The sequence below is a fragment of the Paraburkholderia dipogonis genome (assembly GCF_046027395.1).
GTDB classification, from domain to species: Bacteria; Pseudomonadota; Gammaproteobacteria; order Burkholderiales; family Burkholderiaceae; genus Paraburkholderia; species Paraburkholderia dipogonis_A.
Window position 1 is genome coordinate 1 of sequence record NZ_JAQQEG010000014.1, and the last position, 13,070, is coordinate 13,070.

A 13,070-nucleotide genomic window follows, 5' to 3' on the forward strand; every position below is an offset into this window, starting at 1 on the left:
CCTTTGCGGGGCGCGCCGTTTTTATTTGCACCATCGAATCCACCTGCGCTAGTGCAGACGGACCGAATCGCCTTACCTCTTTTTCTGCGGCGGCAGATCGGTACAGACGCCTTCGTACAACTCGGCGGCCATGCCGATCGATTCGCCGAGCGTCGGATGCGGGTGAATCGTCTTACCGATATCCGTTGCGTCCGCACCCATTTCGACCGCGAGACACACTTCGCTGATCAGGTCGCCCGCATTCAGACCGACAATCCCGCCGCCGATCACGCGATGCGTTTCCTCGTCGAACAGCAGTTTTGTGAAACCTTCGTCGCGGCCGTTGGCGATCGCACGGCCCGACGCGGCCCACGGGAACACCGCCTTGCCGTACTTGATGCCCTCGGCCTTCAACTGGTCTTCCGTCTTGCCGGCCCAGGCCACTTCCGGATCGGTGTAGGCCACCGACGGAATCTGCAGCGCATCGAAGTACGCCTTTTCGCCGTGTGCGACTTCGGCGGCGACGTGGGCTTCATGCACGGCTTTGTGCGCGAGCATCGGCTGACCGACGATATCGCCGATCGCGAAGATGTGCGGCACGTTGGTGCGCATCTGCTTATCCACGTCGATGAAGCCGCGATCCGTCACCGCGACGCCTGCCTTGTCCGCGCCGATCTTCTTGCCGTTCGGCGAACGGCCGACGGCAACCAGCACGAGGTCGTAGCGTTGCGCTTCGGCCGGAGCTTTCTCGCCTTCGAACGACACATAGATGCCGTCGTCCTTCGCTTCCGCCGCGGTGGTCTTCGTCTTCAGCATGACGTTAGCGAAGCGCTTGCTGTTGTACTTCTCCCAGACCTTGACCAGATCGCGATCCGCGCCGGCCATCAGACCGTCGAGCATTTCGACCACGTCGATCTGCGCGCCGAGCGTGGCGTACACCGTGGCCATTTCCAGCCCGATGATGCCGCCGCCGATCACCAGCATGCGTTGCGGAATCTGACGCAATTCGAGCGCGCCGGTCGAATCGACCACACGCGGATCTTCCGGAACGAACGGCAGCTTCACTGCTTCCGAGCCCGCGGCGATGATTGCCTGTTTGAACTTGACGACTTTCTTGCCGCCCTCGACCTGCACTTCCATATGATGCGGATCGACGAACGAACCCGTGCCCGTGACCACTTCGACCTTGCGCATCTTCGCCATGCCGGCGAGACCGCCGGTGAGCTTCTTGACGACGCCCGACTTGAAGTCGCGCAGCTTGTCGAGATCGATTTGCGGCTTGCCGAACGTGATGCCGTGCGAGCCGAGCGCTTCGGCTTCATCGATCACGAGCGCCGTGTGCAACAGCGCCTTCGACGGAATACAGCCGACATTCAGGCACACGCCGCCAAGCGTCGAATAACGCTCGACGAGCACCGTCTTCATACCCAGGTCGGCCGAGCGGAACGCCGCCGAATAGCCGCCGGGGCCCGAACCGAGCACGAGCATGTCGCACTCGATATCCGCGTTGCCGGAGAAGCTACCGGCTTGCGGAGCGGGCGCCGCCGCCTTGGCCGGAGCCGCCGCCTGCGGTTTTGCTTCCGCTTGAGCGGGCGCCTTCTCAGGTTCCTTGGCTGGAGCCTTCGGTGCATCTTTCGCGGGAGCCGCGTCCGCCGATGTTTCGACGAGCGCGATCACCGTGCCTTGCGAGACTTTGTCGCCGGCTTTGACGCGGACTTCCTTGACCGTGCCGGCGGCATCGCTCGGCACTTCGATGGAGGCCTTATCGGACTCGAGCGTCATCAGCGCCTGTTCGTTCTCGATGACGTCGCCCGCCTTGATATTGACTTCGATGACATCGACATCCTTGAAGTCACCGATATCTGGCACTTTTACTTCGACGAGACTCATTAGTGTCCCCTTCTCTTATTGATCGTGATGAGAAGAACCGCGCAATCCAGCCCAAAAGCTGGCAACGCCATGAACAGAATCAGCCTTTGCTGTCCGCCCAAGGACGCGCCTTTCTTTTGCTTACTTTTCTTTGGAAGACAAAGAAAAGTAAGTGCCGCCCCGCACAGGGGCGACGCTAATAGACCGAAAAGAAAGCAGGTTCTACAGAGAGACGCGGATAACAGAAAAAACCCGCGCCCCGCGCAACCCAATCACCACATCAAAGAATCACACGCCGGAAATCGGCAAGAAGCGCCCCAAGATACGCATTGAACCGCGCCGCCGCAGCACCATCAATCACGCGATGGTCATACGACAACGAAAGCGGCAGGATCAAACGCGGCACGAACTGCTTGCCATCCCAAACCGGCTTCATCGCGCCACGCGACAACCCGAGAATGGCCACTTCAGGCGCATTGATAATCGGCGTGAAGTTCGTCCCGCCAATGCCACCCAAAGAAGAAATCGAGAAGCAGCCACCTTGCATCTGATCCGGCTTCAACTTGCCGTCACGCGCAGCCTTTGACAACTCGGCCATTTCCCTGGCGATATCGATCAAACCCTTCTTGTCTGCATCGCGAATGACAGGAACGACCAGACCATTCGGCGTATCAGCCGCAAACCCGATATGGAAGTACTGCTTGAACACCAGGTTATCGCCGTCGAGGCTGGCATTGAACGTCGGGAACTGCTTCAGCGCCGAAACGACAGCCTTGATCACGAAAGCCAGCATGGTGATCTTCACACCGGACTTTTCGTTTTCCTTGTTCAACTGCACACGCAGCGCTTCGAGCTCGGTGATATCCGCTTCGTCGTTGTTCGTGACGTGCGGAATCATGACCCAGTTGCGATGCAGATTCGCGCCCGAAATCTTCTTGATGCGCGACAGCGGCTTCGGATCGACCGGGCCGAACTTCGTGAAATCGACCTTCGGCCACGGCAGCAGATTCAGCTCGCCGCCACCCGCGGCCGCCGGTGCCGCAGCACCAGCCGGCGCAGCACGCTGGCCGGTCATGACGCCCTTGATGAAGGCGGTCACGTCGGCTTGCGTAATACGGCCCTTCGGACCCGTGCCCTGCACCTGCGTCACGTCGACGCCGAGTTCGCGCGCGAACTTGCGCACGGACGGCGACGCATGGCTCGCGTGGCGCGCGCCACCTTCGCCGGCCGGAATCACCGGCGCCTGAGCGAGCGCCGACGGAGCCGCCGGAGCCGGCGATGGTGCAGCCGGCGCATCGGACGGCTTCTCGACTTCTTGCCTGGGAGCCGGAGCCGGCGCAGCCGCGCCGCCTTCCGCTTCCACGACGACGATCACCGAGCCTTCCGACACGGTATCGCCGACCTTGACCTTCAGTTCCTTGACGATGCCGGCAGCCGAGCTCGGCACGTCCATGGTCGCCTTGTCGGATTCGAGCGTCACCAGCGACTGCTCTTTCTCGACGCGATCGCCGACCTTCACCGCGACTTCGATCACGGGAATGTCTTTGTAGTCGCCGATATCCGGCACTTTGACTTCCTGCAGACCGCCGCCGCTCGCAGCCGGTGCGGGTGCCGGAGCAGCCGCGGGCGCGGGCGAAGATGCCGGAGCCGGCGCAGCGGCAGGCGCCGGAGCGGGCGCAGCCGCGCCACCTTCAGCGCCTTCCAGCACGACGATCAACGAACCTTCCGACACATTGTCGCCGACCTTGACCTTCACTTCCTTGACGACACCGGCGGCCGAGCTCGGCACGTCCATGGTCGCCTTATCAGATTCCAGCGTAACGAGCGATTGCTCTTTTTCGACGGTGTCACCCGCCTTCACCAGCACCTCGATCACAGGGATGTCCTTGTAATCGCCGATGTCCGGCACCTTGACTTCGATCGCTTGACTCATTGTTAGTGTCTCCTGGGCCGCGTACGCGGCCTGCCCCTGTCGATCAGGAGCGGGCGCGCACGCCATGGCACACGGGGAATGATGCCTTAGACGGTCATCGGGTTGGGTTTGGCGGGATCAAGGTTGTACTTCTTGAGCGCCTCGGCGACTACCTTGCGTTCGATCGTGCCTTCATCTGCGAGAGCATTCAACGCGGCAACCGTGACCCAGTAGCGGTCGACTTCGAAGAAGTGGCGCAGCTTTTCACGCGTGTCCGAACGGCCGTAGCCATCCGTGCCCAGCACGACGAACTTCTGCGGCACGAACGCGCGGATCTGCTCGGTCAGCGCGCGCACGTAGTCGGTCGAGGCGATGACCGGACCTTGTGCGTCTTTCAGCAGCTTCTCGACGTGCGAGAGCTTCTTTTCTTCCGTGGGGTGCAGCAGGTTCCAGCGCTGCACTTCGTGACCTTCGCGCGCGAGTTCGGTGAAGCTCGGCACGCTCCACAGATCGGCGGCGACGCCCCAGTCGTTCTTCAGCAGGTCGGCGGCGGCGATCACTTCGTTGAAGATCGTGCCCGCGCCCATCAGCTGCACGCGCGGCGCCTTCTTGTCCGCTTCGGCCTTGCGGAACGAGTACATGCCCTTGATGATGTCGGCCGCTACCGCTTCGCCCTGCGGGATCGCCGGGTGCTCGTAGTTCTCGTTCATCACCGTGACGTAGTAATACACGTCTTCCTGATCCGCGACCATGCGGCGCAGGCCGTCCTGCATGATGACCGCGAGTTCGTAACCGAACGTCGGATCGTAGCTGATGCAGTTCGGCACCGAAGCCGCCCACAGCAGCGAGTGGCCGTCTTCGTGTTGCAGACCTTCGCCGTTCAGCGTCGTGCGGCCCGCCGTGCCACCCAGCAGGAAGCCGCGCGAACGCATGTCGCCCGCCGCCCATGCCAGATCGCCGATACGCTGGAAGCCGAACATCGAGTAGAAGATGTAGAACGGAATCATGATCTCGCCGTGCGTCGAGTACGACGTCGCGGCAGCGATCCAGTCAGCCATACCGCCGGCTTCGTTGATGCCTTCCTGCAAAATCTGACCAGTTTCCGACTCACGGTAGAACATGAGTTGGTCGGAATCTTCCGGCACGTACTTCTGGCCTTCCTGATTCCAGATACCGATCTGACGGAACAACCCTTCCATACCGAAGGTACGCGACTCGTCCGGCACGATCGGCACGATGCGCTTGCCGAGCGCCTTGTCCTTCAGCAGGATGTTCAGGATCCGCACGAACGCCATGGTCGTGGAGATCTCGCGACCTTCGCCCGTGCCCTTGAGCAGCGGCTCGAATGCCGACAGTTCCGGCACCGGCAGCGACTCGGCCTTCTGACGACGCGCCGGCAGATAGCCGCCGAGGTCCTGACGGCGAGCACGCATGTACTCGAGTTCCTTCGAACCTTCTTCGAACTTGAGGTACGGCACGTTGACGAGGTCTTCGTCGGCGATCGGCAGGCGGAACTGGTCGCGGAACTTCTTCAGCTGATCCACGTGCAGTTTCTTCTGCTGGTGGGTGATGTTCATCGCCTGGCCGGCTTCGCCCATGCCGTAGCCCTTGATCGTCTTCGCGAGGATGACGGTCGGCTGGCCCTGCGAATTCGACGCTTCCTGGAACGCTGCGTAGATCTTGTGCGGATCGTGGCCGCCGCGGTTCAGGTTCCAGATTTCCTCGTCGGACCATTCGGCGACCAGCGCCTTCAGCTCCGGCGTGTTGAAGAAGTGCTCGCGCACAAACGCGCCCGACTCCGACTTGTACGTCTGGTACTCGCCGTCGACGACATCCATCATGCGGCGCATCAGCGCGCCCGACTTGTCGCGTTGGAACAGCGCATCCCAGCGGCTGCCCCAGATGACCTTGATGACGTTCCAGCCGGCGCCGCGGAATTCGCTTTCCAGTTCCTGAATGATCTTGCCGTTACCGCGCACCGGACCGTCGAGGCGCTGCAGGTTGCAGTTGATCACGAACACGAGGTTGTCGAGGCGTTCGCGGCCGGCCATGCCGATTGCGCCGAGCGATTCCGGTTCATCCGTTTCGCCGTCGCCGAGGAAGGCCCAGACCTTGCGGCCGTCGGTCTTCGCAATGCCGCGCGCCTGCATGTACTTCATGAAGCGCGCCTGATAGATCGCCATGATCGGGCCGAGGCCCATCGAGACGGTCGGGAATTGCCAGAAGTCCGGCATCAGCCACGGGTGCGGATACGACGAGATGCCCTCGCCGCCCACTTCCTGACGGAAGTTGTCGAGCTGGTTCTCGGTCAGGCGGCCCAGCAGGAACGCGCGCGAGTAGACGCCCGGCGACGAGTGGCCCTGCACGAACACGAGATCGCCGCCATGTTCAGCGGATGGCGCATGCCAGAAGTGGTTGTAGCCGACGTCGTACAACGTGGCGGCGGAAGCGAACGAAGCGATGTGGCCACCGACGTTGGTGTCCTTGCCGGCGCGCAGCACCATCGCGATGGCGTTCCAGCGCGTGTACGAGCGGATACGGTGTTCGATGTCCTGATCGCCGGGGATCTTCGCCTGACGCGAAACCGGGATCGTATTGATATACGGCGTGTTGGCCGAGAACGGCAAATGTTCGCCGTGCACGCGGGCGAATTCGATCTGTTTCTCGATCAGGTAGTGAGCGCGATCTGGGCCCACAGCAGAAATCACGCCATCCAGCGCTTCAAGCCATTCGCCGGTTTCCTGGGGATCGTCGTCTTTTTCAGCAGCGACATATTTCATGACTTCGTCGGGTACAGCGGACATGCTCGTCTCCTGGATGTAGAGGAACGCTCTTTGAACAGACGACGCGGACGAAGCACGGCCGCGGCAGCTTCGGCCGATTGTAATAAGGGTCCCGACGTCCGCGCAACAAAATTTTCGAATTACGAGATCGAATCTCATAATGCGGAAAATTGTTGCGGCGCAACCTGATTTGACTGCCGATCGACGGATACGCTGGCTAGTTTGCGCCGATTAATGGTCCTTTCCGCGCTTTTTTGCGCCATTTGCTAGCTTCACGCTGCGCTACAATGCCACGCATGTTGACCGAACGGCTTTTCGCACGCTCGGCGCGCACCGCCGGTTCGCCCGCGGATTCGACGCCGTCCTCCCGCTGGCACCACGGACCGTGGTGGTCCAATTCCTATTTGCTCACGCCGCTTCTGTCGATCCTGGTGTTCCTGGTCGTCATGAGTCTGATTTTGTGGAGCCTGAATCGGCGCGAACAGCAACAGCAGGAAGACACGCTTTACCGTAACGTCGCGTGGGCGCAGCAGCAGATCCGCCTGTCCATGACCGGCGCGCAGGAGCAGATCCAGGCGCTCGCGCGCGATCTGGTCGCCGGCCACGCCGATCCGCATTCGTTTCAGGTGTCCACCACGGACATCATGCAGGGGCATCCCGAGATCCTCTACATGAACTGGTACACGAGCGCGCAGCAACCGCGCTGGCCCAATACCGCTCTACCCGTGTTCGGCCAGCGTCTGGCCAAGCCGAACGACGCGCAGATGGACGAAGCCGTCAAAGCCGCCTTCACCGAGGCGCGCAACACGCGCCGCCAGGTGTATTCGCCGCTCATCTACGACGATCTCGGCAACGGCTACATCACGCTGCAAACGCCGGTGTTCCGCGACCGCGACTTCCTTGGCACGATCGCCGCCGTGTTCTCGGTGGAAGGGATCCTCAAGCACGACATTCCGCCTGAGCTGTCCGCCAAATACAAAATCTCGATCATCGATGTGAACAACCGCGAGTTGACCACCACGTCGACCCGCCCGCGCCTGCCGCGCGACATGTTCTACGATCTGCCGCTCGATCCGCCGGGCCAGGGCGTCTCGGTGCGCGTCTACGCGTTCCCGCAGATGACCAACTTCACCAACAACACGCTGGTGTGGCTGGTGGCCGGTCTGTCCTGTTTCGTGCTGTGGAGCCTGTGGAGTTTGTGGAAACACACGCGGCAACGCTTCGAAGCGCAGCAGGCGCTGTACGCCGAAGCGTTCTTCCGCCGCGCAATGGAAAACTCGGTGCTGATCGGTATGCGCGTGCTCGACATGCATGGGCGCATCACCCACGTCAATCCGGCGTTTTGCCGCATGACCGGCTGGGACGAAAGCGATCTGGTCGGCAAGAACGCGCCGTTCGCCTACTGGCCGCGCGACGCTTACCCCGAAATGCAGCGCCAGCTCGACATGACGCTGCGCGGCAAGGCGCCCTCATCCGGCTTCGAATTGCGGGTGCGCCGCAAGGACGGCTCGTTGTTCCATGCGCGTCTCTACGTGTCGCCGCTGATCGACAGTTCAGGCCGCCAGACCGGCTGGATGTCGTCGATGACCGACATCACCGAGCCGAAGCGCGCGCGCGAAGAACTCGCCGCCGCGCACGAGCGCTTCACCACGGTGCTCGAAAGTCTCGACGCCGCCGTCTCCGTGCTGGCCGCCGACGAAGCCGAACTGCTGTTCGCCAACCGCTATTACCGGCACCTCTTCGGCATTCGCCCGGACGGCCATCTGGAATTGGCGGGCGGCGGGTTCGATAGCGCACAGGCGTCGTCCGATTCGATCGATATGGTGGATACGTACGCCGGCCTGCCCGCCGCCGCGTTGACCGAAAGCACCGCCGATGCGCAGGAAATCTACGTGCAGAGTATCCAGAAGTGGTTCGAAGTGCGCCGCCAGTACATCCAGTGGGTGGACGGCCACCTCGCGCAGATGCAGATCGCGACCGACATCACGACCCGCAAGCAGGCGCAGGAACTGTCGCGCCAGCAGGACGAGAAGCTGCAGTTCACCAGCCGTCTGATGACGATGGGCGAAATGGCCTCGTCGCTCGCGCACGAACTGAATCAACCGCTCGCCGCGATCAATAACTATTGCTCCGGAACCGTCGCACTGGTTAAATCCGGTCGGACGACGCCTGACAATCTGCTGCCCGTGCTCGAAAAAACCGCCCAGCAGGCGGTGCGCGCCGGCATGATCATCAAGCGCATCCGCGAGTTCGTGAAGCGCAGCGAGCCGAAGCGGCAAGCCACGCGCGTGGCCGATATCGTCGCCGACGCCGTGGGTCTGGCCGAAATCGAGGCGAGGAAGCGCCGCATTCGCATCGTCACGGATCTGCGCTCGCGCCTGCCGGTGATCTACGTCGACCCGGTGCTGATCGAGCAGGTGCTGGTCAACCTGCTGAAGAACGCCGCCGAAGCAATGGCCGAAGCCCGTCCGAATGCAGTCGATCCGGTGATCCGCGTGGTCGTGCGGCTGGAGAGCGGGTTTGTCTGCATCAGTGTCGTCGACCAGGGACCGGGCGTCGACGAAGCAACAGCCGAGCGGCTGTTCGAACCGTTTTACAGCACCAAGTCCGATGGTATGGGCATGGGGCTGAACATTTGCCGTTCGATTATCGAATCGCACCGCGGCCGTCTGTGGGTGGTCAACAACGTCGAATCTGACGGCCACATCACAGGCGCCACGTTCCATTGCAGTCTGCCTATTGGAGAGCCTGATGGCCCGAGCAACGGCGGGGCACAGGCGCCGACACCACAAACCGTTACGGGAGAGCTATGAACAGCCCAGTCACCACACAGGAAACTGTCTTTGTCGTCGATGACGACGAGGCCGTGCGAGATTCGCTGCGCTGGCTGCTGGAGGCGAACGGCTACCGCGTGCAATGCTTCTCCAGCGCCGAGCAGTTCATCGACGCATGGCAGCCGCATCAGCATCCGGGCCAGATCGCGTGCCTGATTCTGGATGTGCGGATGTCCGGCATGAGCGGGCTCGAGCTGCAGGAACGCCTGATCGCCGACAACGCATCGCTGCCGATCATCTTCGTGACGGGCCACGGTGACGTGCCGATGGCCGTGTCCACGATGAAGAAAGGCGCGATGGACTTCATCGAAAAGCCGTTCGACGAAGCCGAGTTGCGCAAGCTTGTCGAGCGCATGCTCGACAAGGCGCGCAGCGAAAGCACTAGCGTGCAGCAGCAGCGCGCCGCGGCAGAACGTCTCGGCAAGCTGACCGCGCGTGAGCATCAGGTGCTCGAGCGCATCATCGCCGGCCGCCTGAACAAGCAGATCGCCGACGACCTCGGCATCAGCATCAAGACGGTCGAAGCGCACCGCGCGAACATCATGGAAAAGCTCAACGTCAACACGGTTGCCGATCTGCTGCGACTGGCGCTGTCGAACAAGCCGCAACCGGCGCAATAATAAGCCTCGCGCGGCGGCGCTTACCCTGAAGGAGGGCCCTTTGGGGGACTCGCCGCCAAGCCGGAAGTGACTGCGCATCAACGGCCGGACTATTGAAGAGTCCGGCCCGTCTCCCCCTCTTCTTCCTCGTCTCTCCGCTCGCTTTTCCCTCGTCTCCATCGCATGGCAATCTGGACGAACTGCGTAATTTCGACGCACACGGTGCGCGCAAGATAATACGCATTACTCAGCAATTACTTACGCTAATCCGCAACAGGTTCTTTCCTCAGACAAGATTGACGGATCCGGACGCGCCCCTTAATTTACGCAGAACTCCTTAGCAGACATCGCCGATGCGGCGACTGGCGCGGGAGTGACATGCTGCGAAACGCCGCATACGGCAGCGCCTGGTGATGCGAAACAATTGGAGCGGCTCGACCGTTTCCCCCCCGCATCGTGTCGATCGAGCCGTTCGGCCACATACCGGGCACCAGCCCGGCTCGCCATTTCCTCGCCGTATTCCATCGCGGCGAAGCGACGCAGCCCGTGCTGCGCACCGGCATCTCGTCGTATAAACCCCACCGGGAGGAATTCATCGTGAAACGATCCGGAGCACACCGCTCGCATGTGTTGCTTGTTTGCGCCGTTCTTGCGGGAGCGCCACTATTCGTCGGACTGGCCACGCCGGAGACCGTCCATGCGCAGGGCACCGCGAAGATGTCGAACCAGCAACTCGATTCGCTGGCCGCCCCCATTGCGCTTTATCCGGACGCACTGCTCGCCCAGGTGCTGATGGCCTCGACTTTTCCGCAAGACGTGCAGGCCGCGGCCGTATGGTCCAGAGTCAACTCGACGCTGCAAGGCGACAGCGCCGTCAAGGCAGTCGCGTCCGAGCCGTGGGACCCGAGCGTGCAGTCGCTCGTTGCATTCCCGCAGGTGCTCGCCACCATGGCCTCGAAAGCGGATTGGGTCACGCAACTCGGCAGCGCGTTTCTCGCCCAGCCCAACGACGTGATGGACTCCGTGCAGCGTCTGCGCAGGCAAGCACAAGCGGCCGGCAATCTGAAGACGACGTCGCAGCAGACGGTCGTGGTCGAACAGAGCACGATCCAGATCGTGCCGGCCAATCCGCAGGTGGTGTACGTGCCGACCTACAACCCGACCGTGGTGTACGGCGTGTGGCCTTATCCCGCGTACCCGCCGGTGTATGTACCGCCGCCGCCCGGTTATGTGATCGGCACAAGTTTCGTCGCGGGCCTTGCGTTTGGCACCGGCGTAGCGGTGGCGAACGCGCTGTGGGGCGGCTTCGACTGGCACTCGCATGACGTCAATATCAATGTGAACCGATACAACAATATCAATGTGAACCACCGCATCAACGTGAACGGCAGCACGACGAACTGGAACCGCAATACCAATGTCAATCGCAACGTCGGCAACGCGAACGTCAATCGCAGCTTGAACAATAACGTCGGCGGCACACAGCGCGATGCGTACCGCGGCCGCGACGACGCCCGCGCTCGGGCGCAGCAGACGCTGCAAAACCGCACCGGCCAGAATCTGGGCGGCAGCGCGAGCCAGCGTGTGCAAGGGATTCATCACGGCGGCACGGCGAACCCCAATTTGCAGAACCGCGCGCAGAACGTGAATCGCGACAACGCGCTGCGCGGCGCCGGCGACGGCAAAGCCGCGCGGCAGAACGCGCAGCGCGGCGAGGCAAGCCGCGACGCGCTCGCCGGCCGCGGTGGCCAGCAGCACGCGGGCGGCGCGAATGCCAGCGGCCAGCAGCGCACAAGCGAAGGTCTCGGCGCAAATGGCGGCGGCCAGCAACGCACGAGCGGAGATCTCGGCGCGAACGGCGGCGGCCAGCAACGCACGAGCGGAGATCTCGGCGCGAACGGCGGCGGCCAGCAACGCACGAGCGGAGATCTCGGCGCGAACGGCGGCGGTTTCCAGCGTAGCAGCGCTACGGTCGGCTCGGGCGGCGGCCTGGGCGGTGGAGGCTTGGGTGGAGGTGGCGGCGGCTTGGACGGTGGCAGCTTAGGCGGCGGCGGTGCAGGTGAACATCACTTCGGCCGCAACCGTTGAACCAAGAAAGGAGGAGTCTGGTGATGCATCTATTCTCGCGCGGCAAGCTGCGCGCCCACGTCCTGACACTTGCCATCGCGCTCGGCACCACCGGCGCACTGCTGCTGACGCCGGTTCTGCTGATCAGCGCGATCCCCGCCCATGCCCAGGCGGTCTATCCCAGCGCGGACGCCGCCGCCAATGCCTTCGTCGAAGCCCTCGCGCGCAACGACGACGACGCCCTCAAGCGCGTGCTCGGCGGCGATTTTCATCGCTTTATTCCAACCGAAGGCATCGGCGAGGACGACATCTATCAGTTCCTCGGCGAATGGTCGAAAAACCATCAAATCGTCGCGGATCCGGTGATGGACAAGGGGCGCGCCACCGCGCATCTGACGGTCGGCTACAGCGGCTGGACCCTGCCGATTCCGCTCGTGCAGTCGGGCAACGGCTGGCGTTTCGATCCACCGGCGGGACGCGACGAGATGCTGACACGGCGCATCGGCCGCAATGAACACGCTGCGATTCTGACCTCGCTCGCCTACCTCGATGCGCAATACGACTATCGCAACCTGACCCAGCACTACGCACAGCGCTTCGTCAGTACGCCGGGACAGCACGACGGCCTGTACTGGACGGCGGCGCCCGGCGAAGCGGAAAGCCCCCTTGGACCGCTCGCCGCCACCATGCCCGACGGCGCGCAGCCTGAAGAGGCGTATCACGGCTATCACTTCCGCATTCTCACGGCACAAGGGGCGCACGCGAAGGGTGGCGCCAGGAACTACGTCGATAACGGCGTGCTGGGCAAAGGGTTCGGACTGATTGCATCGCCGGCCGACTATGGCAAGACCGGCGTGATGAGTTTCATCGTCAACCAGGACGGGGAGGTGTATCAGAAGAACCTCGGGCCGCGCACCGCGGACGCGGCGGCGGCGATCGCATCGTTCGATCCGGGCTCCGGTTGGCAGGCGGTCCAGCCTTAGCAGTCGCGTTTGACAGCGCTGCCTCCGCCGCCGCACCAGCCGGC

Annotated in this window: 7 protein-coding genes; 4 read left to right on the forward strand and 3 right to left on the reverse strand. The window is 62.7% G+C overall.

Features of this window, described 5'->3' with window-relative positions:
- Positions 1–72 precede the first annotated feature (72 nt).
- From lpdA to aceE, 3 genes are all read right to left on the reverse strand, one after another.
- Positions 73–1,869 (reverse strand): dihydrolipoyl dehydrogenase, encoded by a 1,797-nt coding sequence (gene lpdA / locus PQR32_RS15720; protein ID WP_408228254.1) that lies wholly within the window; start codon positions 1,867–1,869, stop codon positions 73–75.
- Positions 1,870–2,128: 259 nt separating this feature from the next.
- Complete coding sequence (gene aceF / locus PQR32_RS15725) at positions 2,129–3,781, reverse strand: dihydrolipoyllysine-residue acetyltransferase (protein WP_408228257.1); 1,653 nt, start codon at positions 3,779–3,781, stop codon at positions 2,129–2,131.
- 86 nt (positions 3,782–3,867) lie between these two features.
- Entirely contained in the window at positions 3,868–6,564 is a 2,697-nt protein-coding gene (gene aceE, locus PQR32_RS15730; protein WP_408203692.1) for a pyruvate dehydrogenase (acetyl-transferring), homodimeric type, read from the reverse strand.
- Between the two features lie 275 nt (positions 6,565–6,839).
- On the opposite strand from aceE, the gene fixL reads away from it, so the two are divergent.
- The 4 genes from fixL to PQR32_RS15750 all read left to right on the forward strand — a co-directional run bounded on the left by fixL (position 6,840) and on the right by PQR32_RS15750 (position 13,026).
- Positions 6,840–9,356, forward strand: coding sequence for an oxygen sensor histidine kinase FixL (gene fixL, locus PQR32_RS15735; protein WP_310815188.1), 2,517 nt, complete (start codon positions 6,840–6,842; stop codon positions 9,354–9,356).
- A complete protein-coding gene (gene fixJ, locus PQR32_RS15740; RefSeq protein WP_006051254.1) occupies positions 9,353–9,997 on the forward strand; it encodes an oxygen response regulator transcription factor FixJ in 645 nt (214 codons plus the stop codon). The genes fixL and fixJ overlap by 4 nt, the downstream gene beginning before the upstream one ends.
- Positions 9,998–10,573: 576 nt before the next feature.
- Positions 10,574–12,064, forward strand: coding sequence for a DUF3300 domain-containing protein (locus tag PQR32_RS15745; protein ID WP_408228261.1), 1,491 nt, complete (start codon positions 10,574–10,576; stop codon positions 12,062–12,064).
- Positions 12,065–12,087: 23 nt separating this feature from the next.
- Positions 12,088–13,026: a DUF2950 domain-containing protein gene (locus PQR32_RS15750; RefSeq protein ID WP_408228264.1), complete on the forward strand. Its 939-nt coding sequence runs from the start codon at positions 12,088–12,090 to the stop codon at positions 13,024–13,026.
- The last annotated feature ends 44 nt before the right edge of the window (positions 13,027–13,070 follow it).

Excerpts from the sequence above, each read along its gene's own strand:
- lpdA (WP_408228254.1), bottom strand. The coding sequence starts at position 1,869 with ATGAGTCTCGTCGAAGTAAAAGTGCCAGATATCGGTGACTTCAAGGAT.
- aceF (WP_408228257.1), bottom strand. The coding sequence starts at position 3,781 with ATGAGTCAAGCGATCGAAGTCAAGGTGCCGGACATCGGCGATTACAAG.
- aceE (WP_408203692.1), bottom strand. The coding sequence starts at position 6,564 with ATGTCCGCTGTACCCGACGAAGTCATGAAATATGTCGCTGCTGAAAAA.
- fixL (WP_310815188.1), top strand. The coding sequence starts at position 6,840 with ATGTTGACCGAACGGCTTTTCGCACGCTCGGCGCGCACCGCCGGTTCG.
- fixJ (WP_006051254.1), top strand. The coding sequence starts at position 9,353 with ATGAACAGCCCAGTCACCACACAGGAAACTGTCTTTGTCGTCGATGAC.
- PQR32_RS15750 (WP_408228264.1), top strand. The coding sequence starts at position 12,088 with ATGCATCTATTCTCGCGCGGCAAGCTGCGCGCCCACGTCCTGACACTT.